19 protein-coding genes and 1 tRNA gene are annotated in these 19,713 nt (G+C 65.3%); 10 read left to right on the plus strand and 10 right to left on the minus strand.

The annotated features are described in order from the left end of the window. Positions 1-63: 63 nt before the first annotated feature. Positions 64-987, minus strand: a complete 924-nt coding sequence (locus LFT44_RS11840; protein ID WP_236798633.1) for a Nif3-like dinuclear metal center hexameric protein — start codon at positions 985-987, stop codon at positions 64-66. 101 nt (positions 988-1,088) lie between these two features. Between LFT44_RS11840 and msrA the strand changes: the two genes are divergently transcribed. From msrA to epsC, 3 genes are all read left to right on the plus strand, one after another. Next, positions 1,089-1,613, plus strand: coding sequence for a peptide-methionine (S)-S-oxide reductase MsrA (gene msrA, locus LFT44_RS11845; protein ID WP_236798634.1), 525 nt, complete (start codon positions 1,089-1,091; stop codon positions 1,611-1,613). A gap of 64 nt (positions 1,614-1,677) precedes the next feature. Next, entirely contained in the window at positions 1,678-2,613 is a 936-nt protein-coding gene (cysK, locus tag LFT44_RS11850; protein ID WP_236798635.1) for a cysteine synthase A, read from the plus strand. 39 nt (positions 2,614-2,652) lie between these two features. Next, complete coding sequence (gene epsC, locus LFT44_RS11855; RefSeq protein WP_142133583.1) at positions 2,653-3,237, plus strand: serine O-acetyltransferase EpsC; 585 nt, start codon at positions 2,653-2,655, stop codon at positions 3,235-3,237. Positions 3,238-3,320: 83 nt separating this feature from the next. Here the strand turns inward: epsC and gndA are convergent, their stop codons facing one another. Further along, positions 3,321-4,757, minus strand: a complete 1,437-nt coding sequence (gene gndA, locus LFT44_RS11860; protein WP_236798636.1) for an NADP-dependent phosphogluconate dehydrogenase — start codon at positions 4,755-4,757, stop codon at positions 3,321-3,323. Positions 4,758-5,014: 257 nt separating this feature from the next. Between gndA and LFT44_RS11865 the strand changes: the two genes are divergently transcribed. Beyond that, on the plus strand, positions 5,015-5,740 hold the full coding sequence (locus LFT44_RS11865; RefSeq protein ID WP_236798637.1) for a FadR/GntR family transcriptional regulator: 726 nt from the start codon (positions 5,015-5,017) through the stop codon (positions 5,738-5,740). A 212-nt stretch (positions 5,741-5,952) separates the two neighbouring features. On the opposite strand, the gene LFT44_RS11870 is transcribed toward LFT44_RS11865, so the two are convergent. The 5 genes from LFT44_RS11870 to LFT44_RS11890 all read right to left on the minus strand — a co-directional run bounded on the left by LFT44_RS11870 (position 5,953) and on the right by LFT44_RS11890 (position 8,350). Continuing rightward, positions 5,953-6,243 (minus strand): hypothetical protein, encoded by a 291-nt coding sequence (locus LFT44_RS11870; protein ID WP_236798638.1) that lies wholly within the window; start codon positions 6,241-6,243, stop codon positions 5,953-5,955. Between the two features lie 100 nt (positions 6,244-6,343). Next, a tRNA-Val gene (locus tag LFT44_RS11875) sits at positions 6,344-6,419 on the minus strand. Positions 6,420-6,512: 93 nt separating this feature from the next. After that, complete coding sequence (locus LFT44_RS11880) at positions 6,513-7,433, minus strand: NAD-dependent protein deacetylase (protein ID WP_236798639.1); 921 nt, start codon at positions 7,431-7,433, stop codon at positions 6,513-6,515. Positions 7,434-7,439: 6 nt separating this feature from the next. Continuing rightward, entirely contained in the window at positions 7,440-7,934 is a 495-nt protein-coding gene (locus tag LFT44_RS11885; RefSeq protein ID WP_236798640.1) for a peroxiredoxin, read from the minus strand. Continuing rightward, positions 7,931-8,350, minus strand: coding sequence for a DUF3052 domain-containing protein (locus LFT44_RS11890; protein ID WP_236798641.1), 420 nt, complete (start codon positions 8,348-8,350; stop codon positions 7,931-7,933). Before LFT44_RS11890 ends, LFT44_RS11885 begins: the two co-directional genes overlap by 4 nt. 427 nt (positions 8,351-8,777) lie before the next feature. Between LFT44_RS11890 and aceE the strand changes: the two genes are divergently transcribed. The 6 genes from aceE to fabF all read left to right on the plus strand — a co-directional run bounded on the left by aceE (position 8,778) and on the right by fabF (position 16,745). Next, on the plus strand, positions 8,778-11,519 hold the full coding sequence (gene aceE / locus LFT44_RS11895) for a pyruvate dehydrogenase (acetyl-transferring), homodimeric type (protein ID WP_236798642.1): 2,742 nt from the start codon (positions 8,778-8,780) through the stop codon (positions 11,517-11,519). Positions 11,520-11,690: 171 nt separating this feature from the next. Beyond that, complete coding sequence (locus LFT44_RS11900) at positions 11,691-12,935, plus strand: PucR family transcriptional regulator (RefSeq protein ID WP_236798643.1); 1,245 nt, start codon at positions 11,691-11,693, stop codon at positions 12,933-12,935. 88 nt (positions 12,936-13,023) lie between these two features. Next, the gene (locus LFT44_RS11905; RefSeq protein WP_236798644.1) at positions 13,024-13,953 is read left to right on the plus strand and encodes an ACP S-malonyltransferase; all 930 of its coding nucleotides are present in this window, start codon (positions 13,024-13,026) and stop codon (positions 13,951-13,953) included. Continuing rightward, entirely contained in the window at positions 13,950-15,011 is a 1,062-nt protein-coding gene (locus LFT44_RS11910; protein ID WP_236798645.1) for a beta-ketoacyl-ACP synthase III, read from the plus strand. Before LFT44_RS11905 ends, LFT44_RS11910 begins: the two co-directional genes overlap by 4 nt. A gap of 77 nt (positions 15,012-15,088) precedes the next feature. Then, the gene (locus LFT44_RS11915; protein ID WP_009359314.1) at positions 15,089-15,334 is read left to right on the plus strand and encodes an acyl carrier protein; all 246 of its coding nucleotides are present in this window, start codon (positions 15,089-15,091) and stop codon (positions 15,332-15,334) included. Between the two features lie 175 nt (positions 15,335-15,509). After that, positions 15,510-16,745, plus strand: a complete 1,236-nt coding sequence (gene fabF, locus LFT44_RS11920) for a beta-ketoacyl-ACP synthase II (protein ID WP_236798646.1) — start codon at positions 15,510-15,512, stop codon at positions 16,743-16,745. 111 nt (positions 16,746-16,856) lie between these two features. Here fabF and LFT44_RS11925 read toward each other — a convergent pair whose 3' ends face one another. The 3 genes from LFT44_RS11925 to dprA form a co-directional block, all read right to left on the minus strand. Then, positions 16,857-17,360: a DUF3145 domain-containing protein gene (locus tag LFT44_RS11925; protein WP_236798647.1), complete on the minus strand. Its 504-nt coding sequence runs from the start codon at positions 17,358-17,360 to the stop codon at positions 16,857-16,859. Positions 17,361-17,595: 235 nt separating this feature from the next. Beyond that, positions 17,596-18,522 (minus strand): tyrosine recombinase XerC, encoded by a 927-nt coding sequence (locus tag LFT44_RS11930; RefSeq protein WP_236798648.1) that lies wholly within the window; start codon positions 18,520-18,522, stop codon positions 17,596-17,598. Between the two features lie 46 nt (positions 18,523-18,568). Then, entirely contained in the window at positions 18,569-19,705 is a 1,137-nt protein-coding gene (dprA, locus tag LFT44_RS11935; RefSeq protein WP_236802878.1) for a DNA-processing protein DprA, read from the minus strand. Positions 19,706-19,713: the final 8 nt, after the last annotated feature.

The following is a 19,713-nucleotide window of genomic DNA, read 5'->3' on the forward strand; positions in this document are numbered from 1 at the left end:
CGGGGCCGGGCACCGTACCGGCGCTTCCTAGACTCTAGCGCCTGCCCTGCTCCCCCGCCTCGCTTAGCCGGGAGTCAGGATGAAGTCCCAGGGATCGGTGTTGGTGGTGCTGACCCGGAGCTCCACCTCATGGCCCTGGTCAGCCAGGACGTTGCCCAAAGCTGCTGCCGCGGCAGGCAGCCAGAGCCACTCACTGGCAAAATGCGAGACATCCACCAGGTAGGGCCGGCCGTTGAGGGCAGCCTCGCGTGCCTCCGATGCCGGGTGGTGGCGAAGGTCGGCGGTGACGTAGACGTCGGCGTTGCTGGCCCGTACTTCAGCGAACAGCGAGTCCCCTGCACCTCCGCACACCGCGATGCGCCGCACCAGTCCGTCCTTGTCTCCGGAGACGCGCACTCCCCCGGCAACGGACGGAAGAATCCCGTACACGCGCGCCGCGAAGTCACCCAGGCTCATGGCTTCAGCCAGGTCGCCCACCCGCCCAATGCCTTCCTCCGGCAAGCCGTTGGCGGCAGTGGTGAGCGGGGCCGCGTCCTGGAGCCCCAAGGCGTCGGCCAGGACATCGGAAACACCTCCGACGGCGGAGTCCCCGTTGGTGTGCACGGTCAGCAGCGCCGTGCCCGATTCGATGAGCCGGTGGACAGCCCGGCCCTTGGCCGACGTGGCGGCCACCGACGTGACGGCCTTCAGCAGCAGCGGGTGGTGGGTGATCAACAGTTCGGCGCCCCACTCAACGGCTTCCTCGATGACCTCGAGCGTGGGGTCGACCGCGAACATCACTTTGGATACGGGCGCGGACGGGTGCCCTGCCACCAGCCCAACCTCGTCCCATCCCTCCGCCAGGGACTCCGGCCACAGTTCCTCCACCGCGAGGAGCAGTTCGGCCAGGGTGGGAGCCTCCGCGGAACCGGCCGGAGCCGGCGTGTCGGAGGAGGCTTCGCCGTCGTGATCTGCCTTGCCGGTATCGTCGGTGTCCTCAGGTTGCATAGTCTTAGTTTTACCCCATCGGCTTCGGGCCGCCGCAGTTTGCGCCGGGCGCGCTGCAGGGTGCCGGGAATGATCCGGCGCCGCCAACCATTGAAGAGGTCATGAAAACTTTTGTTCTGGGCGGAGGCTGCTTCTGGTGCCTTGACGCCGTCTACCAGAAGACCAGGGGCGTGACCTCGGTGGTATCGGGCTACACCGGCGGCCACGATCCCGAGCCCGACTATTACTCTGTCTGCAGCGGCACCACCGGGCACGCCGAGGTTGTGGCGGTGACTTTTGATGAGGAGGTCATCCCTGCCGAAGTCGTCCTGGACATGTTCTTTGCCCTGCATGACCCCACCACCCTGAACCGCCAGGGATACGACGTGGGCACCCAGTACCGTTCCTCGATGTTTTACGAAACCGACGAGGAGAAGGTCCTGTTCGAGGAAGCGATTGACCGCAACCAGGCTCTGTGGTCCCACCCGATCGTCACGGAAGTCAGCCGCCTGCCCCGTTTCCACGTGGCGGAGGAATTCCACCAGGATTACTACGCCAAACACCCGGAACAGGGATACTGCCAGGTGATCATCAACCCTAAGCTGGCCAAGGCGCGGAAATATTACTCTGCATGGCTTAACGCTTAGCCACCGTTACACGGCCTCGTTAGGCTGACCTCAGTATCCACCCCTTAGAGATAGGCGTATGTACATGGCACGGATCTATGACGATGTGACGCAACTGGTCGGCGGGACCCCGCTGGTTCGGTTGAACCGGCTCAGCGAGGGGCTGGACGCCACCGTTGCCGTGAAGCTGGAGTTCTACAACCCGGCCAACAGCGTCAAGGACCGCATCGGTGTTGCCATCATCGACGCCGCTGAAAAGTCGGGCGCCCTGAAGCCCGGTGGCACCATCGTCGAAGGCACCTCGGGCAACACGGGCATCGCCCTTGCCATGGTGGGTGCTGCCCGCGGCTACAAGGTCATCCTGACCATGCCAGAGACCATGTCCACCGAACGCCGGGTCATGCTGCGCGCCTTCGGTGCCGAGATCGTCCTGACCCCGGGTTCCGAGGGCATGCGCGGTGCCGTGGAAAAGGCCCAGGAAATCGTCGCCAACACCGAGAACTCCATCTGGGCGCAGCAGTTCGCCAACGAAGCCAACCCGGAGATCCACCGCAAGACCACCGCTGAGGAGGTCTGGGCCGATACCGACGGCGCCGTGGACATCTTCGTCGCCGGCATCGGCACCGGCGGAACCATCACCGGCGTCGGCCAGGTGCTGAAGGAGCGCAAGCCCGGCGTACAGATCGTGGCCGTGGAACCGAAGGACTCCGCCATCCTGAACGGCGGCGCCCCCGGCCCGCACAAGATCCAGGGCCTGGGCGCCAACTTCATCCCCGAACTGCTGGACACCAACGTCTACGACGAGGTCCTGGATGCCACGCTGGAAGATTCCGTCCGCGTGGCCCGCGACCTGGGCATCAAGGAGGGCATCCTGGGTGGCATCTCCTCCGGCGCCATCGTCTGGGGTGCGCTGGAACTGGCCAAGCGTCCCGAGAACGCGGGCAAGCTGATCGTGGCGGTCGTATGTGACTTCGGTGAGCGTTACATCTCCACCGTGCTCTATGACGACATCCGCGGCTGATCAGTCCGCTGTCCGCCCGTTTCCTGTAGAAAGAACTTTGTGGGCTTTTTCGCAAGACTGAAGGAAGACCTCGACGCCGCCCGGTCCCATGACCCGGCGGCTCGAGGTTCTTTTGAGAACTTTTTCGCCTATTCCGGCCTGCACGCCATCTGGATCCACCGACTGACCCACCGCATGTGGCAGAACCCCGCCCTGCGTTTCCCGGCGCGGCTCCTGTCACAGCTGGGGCGCTCCTGGACCGGTATCGAGATCCATCCCGGCGCCACGATCGGCCGGCGGTTCTTCATTGACCACGGCATGGGCGTGGTGATTGGCGAGACCGCCGAGATCGGCGAGGACGTGATGATCTACCACGGAGTGACGCTCGGCGGGCGCTCCCTGGCCAGGATCAAGCGGCACCCCACCATCGGCGACCGGGTCACCATCGGGGCCGGAGCCAAGGTCCTGGGGCCAATCACCATCGGCCGCGACAGTGCCATAGGCGCCAACGCAGTGGTGGTCAAGGACGCGCCGCCGGAATCAATCGTCACCGGGGTTCCCGCCAAGTGGCGGCACCGGGATGCGCAGCGGGAAACCAAGCCCGCGGTTGATCCGGCCGAGTATGACATCGAATACCGCATTTGATCCAATAGCAGGTACAGCAAGAGGCGGGCAGTTCCACCGGGAAACCGGGGAAATGCCCGCCTCTTGCTGTACGGCGGCAGTTGCTAGTGCGTGTCCACCGCTTCAACTTCGGACTTGTCTTCGCCCCACAGGGTGTGGAAGGTGCCTTCGGTGTCGATGCGTCCGTAGGTGTGTGCACCGAACAGGTCGCGCTGGCCCTGGATCAGGGCGGCGGCTACGCGCTTGCGGCGCAGGCCGTCGTAGTAGGCCAGCGATGAGGAGAACACCGGCACCGGAATGCCGAGCTGGACGGCGGTGGCAACGACGCGGCGCCAGGCCGGCAGGGCGTCGGCGATGGCCTTGGTGAACGCCGGGGCGAACAGCAGGTTTGCAGGCTTCTCGTCAGCGGCATAGGCCTTGGTGATGTCCTTGAGCAGCTCGGCCCGGATGATGCAGCCTGCGCGCCACAGGGAGGCGATTTCGTCAAGCTTCAGGTCCCAGCCGTATTCCTTGGCAGCGGAGGTCAGCATGTCCAGCCCCTGGGCGTAGGAGACCAGCTTGGAGGCGTAGAGGGCCTGGCGGACGTCCTCAACGAACGTCTCGGGGATCTCGACGGTTGCCTCGTTGCCGGCCAGTAGTTCCTGGCCCAGCTTGCGCTGTGCGGCCTGGGAGGAGAGGGCGCGGGCGAAAACCGATTCGGCGATGCCGGACACCGGCGAGCCAAGTTCCAGCGCGGAGATAACAGTCCAGCGGCCGGTGCCCTTCTGGCCTGCGGCATCAACGACGACGTCGACGAACGGCTTGCCGGTCTTGGCGTCAACGTGGCCCAGGACCTCGGCAGAGATCTCGATCAGGAAGGAGGACAGCTCGCCCTTGTTCCACTCGGAGAAGATCTTCGCCTGCTCCGCGGGCTCGATGCCTGCGCCGGAACGGAGCAGGTCGAAGGCTTCGCCGATGACCTGCATGTCGGCGTACTCGATGCCGTTGTGGACCATCTTGACGAAGTGCCCCGCACCGTCGGTGCCGATCCAGGCGCAGCAGGGCTCGCCGTCGACCTTTGCGGAGATCTTCTCCAGCAGCGGGCCAAGGGCCTTGTAGGACTCCTTGGAGCCGCCGGGCATGATGGACGGGCCGTTCAGGGCGCCTTCCTCGCCGCCGGAGACACCGACGCCCACGAAGTGCAGGTCCTTCTTGGCCAGCGCCGCTTCCCGGCGGCGGGTGTCCTCGTAGTGGGAGTTGCCGGCGTCGATGATGATGTCGCCCGGCTCCAGCAGCGGCTCCAACTGCTCGATGACGGAGTCCACGGGCTTGCCGGCCTTCACCATGATGAGCACGCGGCGCGGCTTCTCCAGGGAATCAACCAGTTCCTGCAGGGTTTCAGTCCGGATGAAGTCACCCTCCGAACCGTGCTTTTCCAGCAGCGCGTCCGTCTTCTCCACGGACCTGTTGTGCAGGGCAACCGTGAATCCGTTGCGGGCCAGGTTGCGCGCCAGGTTGGCGCCCATGACGGCGAGGCCGGTGACACCGATGTGTGCAGACATCAATAACTCCAATTCATTGTTCGCCTCGGCTGCCGGCTTCCGCAGGCGGGAAGTCACCGGGGCAGATCAGGGGGTCAGAATAAAGCATATATATTCTGGCGGTGACGCGAAAGTAACGTCCGCGTCATGGAACCCATTGTGTGTCGTTGCCAGTCTAGGACGACTGCCCGGAACCCACCCCGCTCCCTTCCCCAGACGACCGGCCTGCACAGTTCCCGGCTGCAAACGCGGGGTTTCCAACAACTAGGCTTAGCAGCATGACCAGCAGCCTCCACCACCGTGCCATCGAAAACCTGGGCACCCGGATTATCTCGGGGGACCTCCCTGCCGGCCACGTCATGCTCGCCGAGCAGCTTGAGGATGAACTGAAGGTTTCCCGTTCGGTAATCCGGGAAGCAGTCAGGGTTTTGCAGTCGCTGGGGCTGGTGGAGACCACCAAGCGGGTGGGCATCCGGGTACTGTCGGCAAGCCGTTGGAATCCCTTCGACCCGCAGGTAATCCGGTGGCGGCTGGCCAGCGATGCCCGCGGCGCGCAGCTGCGCTCCCTTGCCGAACTGCGGGCCGCGGTGGAGCCGGCGGCTGCCGAACTGGCAGCACAGAACGCGCCGGCCCCGTTGCGGATGGAGCTCGTGGATGTTGCCCATGCCATGCGGGAGGCCGGCAACAACGGGGAAGTTTCCCGCTTCCTGGAATTGGATATCCGGTTCCACTCGCTGCTGCTCTCGGGTTCGGGTAACGAGATGTTCGCCAACCTCATGGGCCAGGTGGCCGAAACCCTGACCGGCCGTACTGTCCACGGACTGATGCCCGACCACCCGCACAAGGCAGCCCTGCAGTGGCATGAGGACCTGGCGGAGGCGATCGCCAGGGGTGACGCCGAAGCTGCCCGTGAAGCGTCCGACCGGATCATGCGGCGCACTATGTCCCAAATGGCCGATACCTGGACGGAGCAGCCACGGGTGTTCATCCCCGTTCGGCAATAACCCGTCCGGCAATAAGCGGTACCCACTGTCGCAGCCAAAGCTCCTCCCAAAGCCATGGGCGCCATGCCCAAGTGACAGTCATGAAATGCGGACAGCTTTTTGTTTCCGGCAGTTCACGGTATATTCATCCCAAGCCCTCCCCCGCGGCATCCCCCAATAGTCGCGGTGGAGGGTTTTCCAATGCCCGCGACCGGCTGGCAGCGAGCGGCTCCTCAGGCCGCCCCTGCTGCGGATTCCCTCAGCCGCCACCCGCCTCCCAGGCCGTCGCGCTGCAGGTACATGGTGGCCAGGGCCGACTTGGCGTTGTTTCCCAGCCTGACCTGCAGCTGAAGGACCTCCACGTCCACTCCGCCGCTGCCCTTTGGCATCCGGCGGCTGGTTTCCCACCAGTTGATGCGCTCGAACCATCTGACTGGCTCGGCACCCACGGCCCATTCCCTGCCCCTGCTCAGCACCGCCGTCGGCATCCCGTCGCTGTCTGTGTGCACTATGACGTGTTCCATTGCTGCAACCTATGGCAAGGGTCAGACAATCGGCCTACAGGAGGACCGGCAAGAAAAAACCCCGCTGCCTTCGCCGGGTGGGCGGGCAACGGGGTTTTGCTGGTGGGTCCTACCGGGATCGAACCGATGACATCCACGGTGTAAACGTGGCGCTCTACCAGCTGAGCTAAAGACCCAAATCGCGTTGATCCCGGCCGTTCCGCCGCAACCAACGAACATAGACTCTACCGGACTGGAGGCAGGAAACGCGAATCGGCAGGAAACGCTTCCTAAAGGGAGGGAAGTTCAGCCGCAAGGTATTGCAGCGCCTGGCTGACCCCTGCCTCGAGCTTGATGGTTGCCTTGTCGTCGCCCCGGGTGGCACCACGGTTGATGATGACCACGGGCTTGCCCTCCTTGGCGGCGTGCCTGACGAACCGCAGGCCGCTCATGACCGTCAGGGACGAACCGGCAACCAGCAGGGCAGCTGCCTGGTCCACCATGGCGTATGAGCGTTCAACCCGGTCTCTAGGGACATTTTCCCCAAAGTAGACGAAGTCCGGCTTCAGGGTTCCGCCGCAGGCAGGACAAACAGCCACCACAAAGCTGTCAATGAGGGCCTGGTCTTCAACGGTGGCGTCAGCGTCCGGCGCCACTTCCACCAGGCCGGTGGCTGCGGCCCGTTCCAGGAAATCCGGGTTCAGTTCCTCGAAAACACCGGCAAGGAGCCGTCGCGAGTAGGTACGTCCGCAGTCAAGGCAGATGACCTGGTCATACCTGCCATGGAGGTCGACGACGTTTGAGCTGCCCGCGTCCTGGTGCAGCCGGTCAACGTTCTGCGTGATAAGCCCGGTGAGGTAGCCGCGCCGTTCCAGTTCGGCGGCGGAGTAGTGGCCCTGGTTGGGGTCGGCGTGCCGCATGTGCGACCATCCGATGTGGTTCCTGGCCCAGTAACGCTGCCGGTTTGCTGCGTGGCGGACGAACTCCTGGTACGTCATGGGCGACCGGGGCGGCGAGTCCGGACCGCGGTAGTCCGGAATGCCGGAGTCGGTACTGAGCCCGGCGCCCGTCAGCAGGGCGAACGGGGCGCCGGCGAGCAGGTCCCGGATCTGGACCAGAACCGCCAGTTCCTCCCCGGATGGCGGCACAGGGAGCACCGGCGGCCTGCTGGCAAAGCCGGTAAGGCCCGTCCCCCGCCGCTGCCCGGGCATGACGGCTCAGGCCTGCTTCAGGTCCGCCAAGGCGGTGCGGTACTCGTTGAAGTCGCGCGCCTGGCCCCGTGGATTCACCACGCTGTAGCGGACCTTGCCTTGGGAATCGATGATGAAGGTGGCCCGTTTGGCCATGCCGCTGCCGGCGTCGAACACTCCGTAGGCTGTGGCCACCGCTCCGTGCGGCCAAAAGTCGGCGAGGAGGTCGAAGTTGTAGCCTTCCTGGGCCGCGTACGCGCGGAGGCTGTACTTGCTGTCCACGGACACGCCCAGGACCACCGCGTTCGAGTTTTCGAACATGCCCAGGTTGTCCCGTATTTCGCACAGTTCGCCGGTGCAGATGCCGGAGAACGCAAAGGGATAGAAAACCAACGCCACGTTTTGCCCGCGGAAGGATGACAGCCGCACCGGCTCGCCATACTGGTTGGCGAGCTCGAAGTCAGGTGCTGTTGCTCCCAGCGCAGGGACAGCTGGAGAAGCGGCCTCAACCGCTGCCGTCACTTGTTCTTCCTGCTGACCAGGCGGGTGGCGCTCCAGTCCTTCGAAACTCCGGCGGAAGTGGTGACATGCAGGCCGGCGGTTGGTGCGGCCTCCTGGATGTCTGCGGGTGAGACGTAGCCATCCCTGCCGGATTTGGGGGTGAGGACCCAGACGACGCCGCTTTCGCTCAGGGTGGTGAGGGAGTCCACCAGGCTGTCCACCAGGTCTCCGTCGCCGTCGCGCCACCACAGGATGACGGCGTCCGCCACTTCATGGTCGTCCTCGTCCAGCATCTCGGAACCGGTGAAGTCCTCAATATCGTCACGCAAGTCGAAATCGACATCGTCGTCGTAACCGAACTCCTGAATCAGATCCCCGTTTTTGAAACCCAATTTTTCCGCCACATTTACCGAAGTGGCGGCGTCGGCCTCGCTCACGTGTTCCTCCAATACCTCATATATGCGGTGTGCATAGTGATTTCCATTACTCCCAAGCCAACACCCTTTGTGCCTGCGCTTCAAGCTGCCGCCCCCGGGATTGCGCATATTCTGCGTCACATCCCGCGACAACAGCCCCGTCGCAGGGGCTTTTGGTCACACAACCAGTATGACGAACGAAATACAACTGGAGCGCCGGGGCCGCAGCTACGCATCGGGTTCGCGTCAGGGCTAGAGTGGCTGGTGACAACTATGCCTGCGGGACGACAACCGTGTGACTCCGTGCAGACATAGGAGCGCTAGGAAGCTGCCCGGCACACATGACCGGGCTGTTGTAACCGATACGTCGCACACGGCGTATATACGCCGGGCAGTCACCCTGCCTGGCCTGAGTGCGCCGATTCATGCGCGCAAAGAGAGGTTGGACGTGGCTGCAGGAGAAGAGACCTCCCATATCCTCAGCGGGTTGACTAACCAGCTGCCTGATCGTGATCCGGAAGAGACTGCCGAGTGGGTTGAGTCCCTGGATGCGTTGATCAGGGAACAGGGTACCGAGCGTGCCCAATACATCATGCGGAGCCTGCTGCAGCGCGCGGGCGCGCAGAGCGTGGGTGTGCCGATGGTGACCACCACCGATTACGTGAACACGATCCCGGTGGACCAGGAAGCAGAGTTCCCGGGCAACGAGGAGTACGAACGCCGCTACCGGGCCTACATGCGGTGGAACGCCGCGGTCATGGTGCACCGGGCGCAGCGGCCCGATATCGGCGTCGGCGGGCATATCTCCACCTACGCCGGCGCGGCGACCCTGTACGAGGTCGGGTTCAACCACTTCTTCCGCGGCAAGGATCACCCCGGCGGCGGGGACCAGGTCTTCTTCCAGGGCCACGCCTCCCCCGGCATGTACGCCCGGGCATTCATGGAAGGCCGGCTCTCCGAGGAAGACATGGACGGGTTCCGGCAGGAAAAGTCCCGCGCCGGCCACGCCCTGTCCTCCTACCCGCACCCGCGCCTGATGCCGCACTTCTGGGAATTCCCCACCGTGTCCATGGGCATCGGGCCGATGAACGCGATCTACCAGGCGCAGAACAACCGCTACCTGCACAACCGCGGCCTGAAAGACACCTCCGACCAGCAGGTCTGGGCGTTCCTGGGCGACGGGGAAATGGACGAGCCCGAGTCCCGCGGCCTGCTCCAGCTCGCCGCGAACGAGAACCTGGACAACCTGAACTTCGTGATCAACTGCAACCTCCAGCGCCTGGACGGTCCGGTCCGGGGCAACGGCAAGATCATGCAGGAACTCGAAGCGTTCTTCCGCGGCGCGGGCTGGAACGTGATCAAGGTCGTCTGGGGCCGGGAATGGGATGACCTGCTCACCCGCGACACCGACGGGTCCCTGGTGAAGATCATGAACGAGACCGTCGACGGGGACTACCAGACCTACAAGGCCGAATCCGGCGGGTTCGTCCGCGAACACTTCTTCGGCAAAACCCCGCAGACCAAAGACCTCGTCGCGGACCTGACCGATGACCAGATCTGGAACCTCAAACGTGGTGGCCACGACTACCGCAAGGTCTACGCCGCCTACAAGGCCGCCACCGAATTCAAGGGCAAACCCACCGTCATCCTCGCCCACACCGTCAAGGGCTACGGCCTCGGCCCCCACTTCGAAGGCCGCAACGCCACCCACCAGATGAAGAAACTCACTCTGGACGACCTGAAGAAATTCCGCGATCACCTCCGGATCCCCATTACGGACGAGCAGCTGGAGAACGACTCGTACCGGCCGCCGTACTACCACCCCGGTAACGACGCCCCGGAAATCAAGTACATGATGGAGCGCCGTGCCGCGCTGGGCGGATCAGTCCCGGAGCGCCGCAACACCCACGCTGAGATCGTGCTGCCCGAGGCGAAGTCCTACGAGGTGGCCAAGCGCGGTTCGGGCAAGCAAATGGCCGCCACCACCATGGCGTTCGTCCGCCTGCTCAAGGACCTGATGCGGGACAAGAACTTCGGCAAGCACATCGCCCCGATCATCCCCGACGAAGCCCGCACCTTCGGCATGGACGCGTTCTTCCCCACGGCGAAGATCTACAACCCCAAGGGCCAGAATTACTTGTCGGTGGACCGTGACCTGGTCCTGGCGTACAAGGAGTCCCCCGCGGGCCAGCTGATCCACCCCGGCATCAACGAAGCCGGCGCCGTGGCAGCGTTCACCGCCGCCGGAACCTCCTACGCCACCCACGGCATCCCCCTGGTCCCGGTCTACGTGTTCTACTCCATGTTCGGCTTCCAACGCACCGGCGACGCCTTCTGGGCAGCAGCGGACCAAATGACCCGCGGCTTCATCATCGGCGCCACCGCAGGACGGACCACCCTCACCGGCGAAGGCCTCCAGCACGCCGACGGCCACTCCCCCCTGCTGGCCTCCACCAACCCGGCCGTACTCACCTACGACCCCGCCTACGGCTACGAGATCGGACACATCGTCCGCTCCGGCCTGGAACGGATGTACGGGGAAAACTCGACGGATAAGAACGTCATGTACTACCTCACCGTGTACAACGAACCCATCATCCAGCCCGCAGAACCGGAGAACCTCGACGTCGAAGGCGTCATCAAGGGCATCTACCTGCTCGCCCCGGCAAAGATCGACGGTCCCCGCACCCAGATCCTCGCCTCCGGCGTCTCCGTACCCTGGGCCCTCGAAGCCCAGCGCGTACTGGCCGATGACTGGAACGTCTCCGCCGACGTCTGGTCCGTGACCTCCTGGAACGAACTGCGCCGCGACGGCCTCGCCGCCGAAGAAGAAGCCTTCCTCAACCCCGGCCAGCCCGCCCGCGTCCCCTTCGTCGCCCAGCAACTCGAAGGAGCCACCGGCCCCATCGTCGCCGTCTCCGACTACATGAAAGCAGTCCCGGACCAGATCCGGCAGTTCGTCCCCAACGAATTCGCCACCCTCGGCGCCGACGGCTTCGGCTTCTCCGACACCCGCGCAGCAGCCCGCCGCTACTTCAAGAACGACACCCACTCCATCGTGGTCCGTGCCCTTGAAATGCTGGCGCGCCGCGGCGAGGTGGATGTCGACGCCCCGGTGAAGGCGATCGAGAAGTACAAGCTGCTCAACGTCAATGCCGGCACCACCGGCAACGCCGGAGGCGAAGCCTAGCCTTCGGGCTGGACAGCGGAACCAGCAGCGAACGACGGCGGCCCTCACCCCACAAGGTGAGGGCCGCCGTCGTTCGTTTCAAAAGCAGCCGGAGCGCTGTGACGCAGCGCAAAGCGAATTGTAGCCTTCGCACAAATGGAGCTTGCGGGGCGGTGGCCGTATGCTCAAAGAATGCCAGCACCAGCAAGCCCGTCTTCGAAGCGGAAACCGCCCGCACCGAAGGTCACCCCGGAGAAGTCCGAGACCCTCAAGCAGCTTCGTGCCAATGTGGGACAGCTCTCCACCGCCACCATGCGCAAGCTGGAGCAGTCGCTGCCGTGGTACAGCCGGCTCAGCGCTGACGAGCGGTCGGCCCTGGGCATGGTGGCGCAGAACGGAATCGCGGCCTTTGTCACCTGGTATGAGCGGCCCAGCTCGCCGTCGTGGATTCTCACCGACGTCTTCGGGACCGCCCCCACTGAGCTGACCCGTTCCATCAGCCTCCAGAAGGCACTGCAGCTGATCAGGATCGTGGTGGAGGTGGTGGAGGACCAGGTGCCGGTCATCGCACCGGAGGCAGACCAGCCGTCCCTTCGCGAGGCGGTGCTGCGCTACTCGCGGGAAGTCGCCTTTGCAGCCGCAGATGTTTACGCCAGGGCTGCCGAGTCCCGCGGATCCTGGGACACGCGCCTGGAAGCCTTGATCGTGGATGCGATCCTGCGCGGCGAAAACACCGACGCACTGCGCTCACGCATTGCAGCGCTTGGCTGGAAGGCGCAGGAACGGTTCACGGTCATGGTGGGCAATTCGCCGTCCGAACCCAGCGCCAGCTACGTCAGCGAGCTGCGCCGAATGGCTGGGCGGTACGCCGAGGATGCGCTGGTGGGGATCCAGGGCGACCGGCTGATCCTTATCCTTGGCGGGGTCCAGGACCGCGAAACCGCGTACGTGAAGCTGAGCGACATGTTCGCCCCCGGGCCTGTGGTCTATGGCCCGGAGGCCAGCTCGCTGCTGGAGGCCAGCAGCTCCGCCCAATCGGCGTTTGCCGGGCTGACCGCTGCCCGGGCCTGGCCGTCCGCACCCCGTCCGGTGGCCGCCGATGACCTGCTGCCGGAACGGGTTATTTCCGGCGACGACGCTGCCCGCCGTTCCCTGGTGAAGAACATCTACCGGCCGCTCCTGGCGGCCTCCAACGGCCTGGTGGAAACGCTGGGAACGTACTTGGAACTGGGCCACTCGCTGGAGGCCACGGCGCGCGAACTCTTCGTCCACGCGAACACCGTCCGGTACCGGCTGAAGCGGGTCTGCGACGTCACCGGCTGGGACCCGCTGCTCCCGCGTGAGGCGTTCGTGCTGCAGGCGGCACTGGTCGTGGGCCGTCTTTCAGCCCCGCCGAAGGCCGCCACGGAGCGGCAGGCTTCCCGGAACCAGGCCTGAGGCATTGTAGACTTCCTACAACCTGACCCCGTGAGCTTGGTGCGGAGAAACACCGCTGGATCACACAGTAATTTGGAAAGCTGGTTACGTGCTTGCAATAGTCTGCCCTGGACAGGGCTCACAGACCCCGGGTTTTCTGGCCCCTTGGCTGGAACTACCCTCGGTGGCAGGCCAACTGGCCTCCCTGAGTGACATCGCAGGGATCGACCTGATCGCCCACGGGACTACCTCCGACGAGGAAACCATCAAGGACACTGCCGTGGCGCAGCCCCTGATCGTTGCCGCGGGGCTGGTCACCGCCGCCTCCCTCTTCGATGTTGAACTCAACTCCCTTCCGGTCATCCTGGCCGGCCACTCGGTGGGTGAGATCACCGCTGCCGCCCTCGCCGGAGTGCTGACGGAGCAGGAAGCCATGACGTTTGTCCGGGAGCGCGCCAACAGCATGGCCGCCGCGGCAGCCGTCACACCCACCGGCATGAGCGCTGTCGTGGGCGGTGACCCCGCAGGGGTGCTTGCGGCGATCGAGGCATCCGGTGCCACACCGGCAAACGTCAACGGTGCCGGCCAAACAGTTGCCGCAGGTACCTTTGAACAGCTCAAAGCGCTTGCTGACAACCCGCCCGCCAAGGCGCGCGTCATTCCGCTCAAGGTTGCCGGCGCATTCCACACCAGCCATATGGCCCCTGCAGTCGCCGCCCTGGAGGCGCTGGCGCCGCAGCTGAACCCGGTGGCCCCGAAGGTGCCCCTCCTGTCGAATTACGACGGCGGGGAAGTCACCGACGGAGGCGCCGCCGTCGAAAGCCTGATCGCCCAGGTGTCCCGCCCGGTGCGCTGGGACCTGTGCATGGAGACCATGGTGAAGCGCGGCGTCACCGGCCTGATAGAGCTGGCTCCTGCGGGCACCTTGGCCGGACTCGCCAAGCGCGGGATGCCCGGCGTCAAGACCGTTGCAGTCAAGACCCCCGACGACCTTTCCGCCGCGCTGGCGCTCTTCGCAGAACTGGAGGGCAACGCATGAGCGTTCCCACACTGAAGCAGGCTCCCATCCAGGAGCACACCCGGATCGTGGGCCTGGGGGCTTACCGGCCGGATGTCATCGTCACCAACGAGGACGTATGCCAATGGATCGATTCCTCTGATGAGTGGATCCGCCAACGCACCGGCATCATCACCCGCCACCGCGCTGCTGCCGACGTCAGCGTGATCGACATGGCTGAGGGAGCGGCCCGCGAAGCCATGGAGAAGGCCGGCATTGATGGCTCGGACCTGGGTGCCGTGATTGTCTCCACCGTGACCCACCCCTACGCCACGCCCTCCGCCGCAGCCAGCCTGGCCGACAGGATCGGGGCCACTCCGGCTCCTGCCTTTGACATCTCCGCGGCCTGTGCCGGTTACTGCTACGGCATTGCCCAAGCGGACGCCCTGGTCCGCTCCGGCGCCGCCAAGTATGTCCTGGTGGTCGGCGCAGAGAAGCTGTCGGACGTCATCGACAACCGCGAACGCACCATTTCCTTCCTCCTTGGGGACGGTGCCGGCGCCGTCGTCGTCGGCCCCTCCGACACCCCGGGCATCGCCCCATCGGTGTGGGGTTCTGACGGCAGCAAGTGGAATGCCATTGGCATGACCCGCTCCCTGCTGGATGTCCGCGACCTGGGACTCGCCGCCCGCCAGTCCGACTCCACGGGCGACCTCGCGCTTCTGGAAGAGGCACAGGAGCTGTACCCCACCCTCCGGCAGGACGGCCAGACCGTCTTCCGCTGGGCAGTGTGGGAGATGGCCAAGGTGGCCCAGCAGGCACTCGACGCCGCCGGCATCGAGGCCGAAGACCTGGTGGCCTTCATCCCCCACCAGGCCAACATGCGCATCATCGACGAGATGGTGAAGAAGCTGAAGCTGCCCGAGACGGTTACAGTGGCACGGGACATTGCCGAGGCCGGCAACACATCCGCTGCCTCCATCCCGCTGGCAACGCACCGGCTCCTTCAGGAGAACCCCGGACTGAGCGGCGGGCTGGCCCTGCAGATCGGTTTCGGTGCCGGCCTGGTGTTCGGCGCACAGGTAGTTGTCCTTCCCTAGATACGCCCAAGGGCCGCAACCGCGGCCTGGACCGTTTCCGGCAGCCTCTGCCGGCAATACAAGAAAAGGAGCCACACATGGCTAGCAACGAAGAGATCCTGGCCGGCCTGGCTGAAATCGTCAACGAGGAAACCGGCCTGGCCCCGGAGGCCGTCGAGCTGGACAAGTCCTTCACCGAGGACCTGGACATCGACTCCATCTCCATGATGACCATCGTGGTCAACGCCGAGGAAAAGTTCGGCGTCCGCATTCCGGACGAAGAGGTCAAGAACCTCAAGACTGTTGGCGACGCTGTCAGCTTCATTGCCGGAGCACAGGCCTAGTCACAGGCTTTTCGCCGTCTTACGGCTTGGCAGGGCTGCCGGTCCGGATTGACCGGACCGGCAGCCCGCCGCATTTATCCGGCGCAGTACCCCGACCGGGACTGGCCGATCATCAACATGTGCGGGACCCTGCGGCGGACGCAGCCGGATTCCCCACCGACGAAAGAGTGATCCCATGACACGCAAAGTAGTCATTACCGGTCTGGGTGCCACCACGCCCATCGGCGGCGATGTTCCCACCATGTGGAACAACGCCCTCAAAGGGGTCTCCGGTGCCCGCACCCTCGAGGACGACTGGGTAGCCAAGTACGAGCTCCCTGTCCACTTCGCCGCCCGGTGCAGCACGCCGGCCCTCGACGTGTTGAGCCGCGTTGAAGCCAAGCGGATGGACCCCTCCACGCAGTTCGGCGTCATCGCCGCCCGCGAAGCCTGGGCTGATTCCGGCATCACGGAATTCGACCAGGACCGGCTTGCCGTGGCCTTTGCCACCGGCATCGGCGGCGTCTGGACCTTGTTGGACGCCTGGGACACGCTCAAGGAAAAAGGCCCGCGCCGCGTCCTGCCCATGACCGTCCCCATGCTGATGCCCAACGGCGTTGCCGCGGCCGTCAGCCTGGATCTTGGCGCCCGAGCCGGCGCCCACACACCCGTATCTGCCTGCGCCTCGGGCACCGAGGCCATGCACCTCGGCCTGGAACTCATCCGCTCCGGCAAGGCAGACGTGGTGATGTGCGGTGGCGCGGAAGCCGCCATCCACCCCATGCCGCTGGCAGCGTTCGCATCCATGCAGGCCCTGTCCCGCCGGAACGACGAGCCCGAGCGCGCCTCCCGTCCGTACGACACTGCCCGTGACGGCTTCGTCATGGGTGAAGGCGCCGGCGCCCTGGTCCTCGAAGCAGAGGAACACGCGCTTGCCCGTGGAGCCCGCATCTATGCCGAGCTCGCCGGTACCTCGGTTACGGCGGACGCCTACCACATCACGGCCCCGGACCCCGAAGGGCTGGGCGCCACCCGCGCGCTGAAGGCTGCCATGTTCGATGGCCGGATCCACGCTGAAGACGTGGTTCACGTGAACGCGCACGCCACCTCCACCCCCGTTGGCGACAAGCCCGAGTACACGGCGCTGCGTGCCGCCCTGGGCGCCCACGTGGAGAACGTGGCCGTCTCCGCCACCAAGTCGCAGATGGGCCACCTCCTGGGCGCCTCCGGTGCCGTGGAGGCTGTCCTCACCGTCCTGGCCGTCCATGAGCGCAAGGCCCCGGTCACCATCAACCTTGAAAACCAGGACCCTGAAATCCCGCTCGACGTTGTCACCTCCGCCCGCGAACTGCCCGCAGGCAGCATCGTGGCGCTGAGCAACTCGTTCGGCTTCGGCGGTCACAACGCCGTGGTGGCCATCCGCAGCGTGTAGTCCGTGCGGGTTGTCCCGGATACGAAAGGAGGCCCCGCCGGCTGGCGGGGCCTCCTTTGTGCTATGGAAGTGTTGCTGCTGTTTTAGCCGCCCGGGAATGGACGACGGCGGTCAGCCCACCTGGTGGAGCCAGCGGACCGGGGCGCCTTCGGCAGCATGGCGGAACGGCTCAAGTTCCTCATCCCAGGCTTCGCCCAGGGCGAGGGACAGTTCATGGTAGACGGCGGATGGGTCGCCGGCGCCGGACTCATAGGCGTACCGAATGCGGTCCTCGGACACCATGATGTTGCCATGGACGTCAGTGACAGCATGGAAAATTCCCAGCTCGGGGGTGTGCGACCAGCGGCCGCCGTCCACGCCCTGGCTGGGCTCCTCAGTAACCTCATACCGAAGGTGCGCCCAGCCACGGAGGCAGGACGCCAGTTTCGAACCTGTACCGGGCGCGCCGGTCCAGGACAGCTCGGCCCGGAACATTCCGGGCGCGGCTGGCTGAGCGGTCCACTCAAGGTCCGTCCGCTTGTCCACCACAGCGCCGACCGCCCACTCAACGTGGGGGCACAGCGCCGTAGGGGCCGAGTGAACGAACAGCACACCACGGGTCGTTGCAATAGACATTCCATCCTCCATAGCTCTAGGTACGTCTTCCCCAACGACCTCTGCCTGGATGGAACTGCCATGCCTTCACTGCGGCGGTGGTTCCCTGTATTCAGATGTATCAGATAAAGCTGTGTCCGGACTTGCCGCGCCGAACGAAACCACAGGGGCTTCAAGCGGTACTTGAAAGTTGCCGGACGTGACTCTTATTGTGCCGTACCTCATGGAATTACGCCAGTGCGATTAGCTGCGGTGGTCAAGCCCTGGGATGGGCCTGCTGATAACTCTTCCGCAGGCGGTCCACCGAGACGTGAGTGTAGATCTGGGTGGTGGCCAGGCTGCTGTGGCCCAGAATCTCCTGCACCGCGCGAAGGTCGGCTCCGCCGTCGAGCAGATGGGTGGCGGCAGAGTGCCGGAGCGCGTGGGGTCCAGTCGCGGAGGTATCTCCCAGTGCTTCAAAGAGCATATTGACCAGGGCGCGGACCTGGCGCTGGTCCACCCGTGCACCGCGGGCGCCGAGAAAAAGGGCCGGTCCGCTGGTGTCCTTGGCCAGTGCCCGGCGTCCCCGCCGGAGCCAGTCGTCGAGGGCCACGGCTGCGGGAACTCCGAACGGGACGGTACGTTCCTTGTTGCCCTTGCCGATCACCCGCAGCGTCCGGCGGTCCGGATCCAGGTCATCGATGTCCAGGCCCACAAGTTCGCCTACCCGGATACCCGTGGCGTAGAGGAGTTCGACCATGGCCCGGTTCCGCACGGCGATGGGTTCGCCCTCAAAGGCCGAGATCTCGAGCCGCTCCAGGATCCGCGTGAGCTGGGAGGCCTGCAGGACGCCAGGCAGGGATCCTTCGCGTTTGGGTGCCTTGAGCCGCAGCGCAGGGTCCACGTCGATGAGTTCCTCACGGAGCGCCCAGGCGGTGAACGTCCGGGCCGTAGCAGCCCGGCGCGCGAGGGTCGCCCGGGAGGCCCCCGATGAGCTTTGATTGCCCAGCCAGCGGCGGAATGTCCCCAGTTCAAGGTCGTTCAGCCCTGCCACGCCTTCTGATGCCGCATGGGACAGGAGGCTGCGCAGATCACCCAGGTAAGCGCGCCGGGTATGGGCCGATACCGCACGTTCCCCTGACAAGTAACCGGCAAAGCCGTCCAGGGCCGCGCTGAGCTCCGCGGGCAGTTCATCATTATCCACTCCTCTACCTTCCCAGTTGCATGGCTTCCTCCCCAGGCAGACACGGTCATCCCCTGCCGCGTTTCCACCCGCCCCGCTCGGAGACAGCGAGTCCAAGCAGCCCCAGCCTCCCCAGTCCTGCCCGGACCGAATCCTGGCCAAGGCCCGCCACCGCCGAAAGCTTTTCCACGGAAGTGGTGGAACGCAGCGGCAGCGCGTCCAGCAGGATCAGGTCCTCCAGGGTCAGCCCGTCCTGCACTGCGGCTTCCGCCGTACGCTGTTCCGGCAGGGCCGTTCCGCTGGGTGAAGCCAACTCGGCCACCTCGGCTGCATCGGTGACGCAGACGGCACCCCCGTCCCGAAGCAGGCGGTGGCAGCCGGCGGAATTGGCGCTGTGGACCGAGCCGGGAACGGCACCGACGGCGCGGCCCAGGGTTTCGGCGTGGTGGGCCGTGTTGAGTGCTCCTGAGCGCCAGCGTGCCTCCACCACCACGGTCACCGCGGAGAGGGCAGCTATCAGGCGGTTCCGTTGCAGGAACCGGAAGCGGGTCGGTGCCGACCCAGGCGGCACCTCGGCCAGTACCGCGCCCTGGTTTGCCACAGAACGCAGCAAATCATCGTTGCCCGATGGATAGAACCGGTCCACTCCCCCGGCCATGACGGCGATGGTGGGGACGGCGGCGGAGCCACCGGCAAGCGCTGCCCGGTGGGCGTGGGCATCAATCCCGTAGGCTCCGCCTGAAACCACGGTAAAGCCGCGCTGCGCCAGCGAGTACGCGAGATCCCCTGTGACGGCTGCTCCATAGCTGGTGCTGTCCCTTGATCCCACAAGGGCGATGCATTTGTCCACGGCCGGCAACGGCTGCTGCTGGCCGCGCCACCAGAGACAGATGGGCTCCTGGATTCCCAAGTCCGCGAGTTGGACCGGCCACAGCTCATCGCCTGGAATGATGAGACGGCCACCAAGGCGTGCCATGGTGGCAAGGTCGCGTTCCGGCGCAAGGTCGGGAAGCCGTGGCTGCCAGCGCTTCAGCGCGGCGGCCAGCCCCGCCCAGCTTCCGCCGGCACCACTGTCCGCCAGCAGAAGGGTGATCTCGCGCTCCAGGTCGGGACCTGCCGATATCTGGCCGGTGGCGATGCGCAGGGCGTCAATTGCCCCGGCGATCTGAACGAGGGCCAGGCCGGCCGTATCCTGCGGCTCCATCAGCCGCG

Source organism: Arthrobacter sp. FW306-05-C (genome assembly GCF_021801725.1).
In the GTDB taxonomy this organism is placed as follows: Bacteria; Actinomycetota; Actinomycetes; order Actinomycetales; family Micrococcaceae; genus Arthrobacter.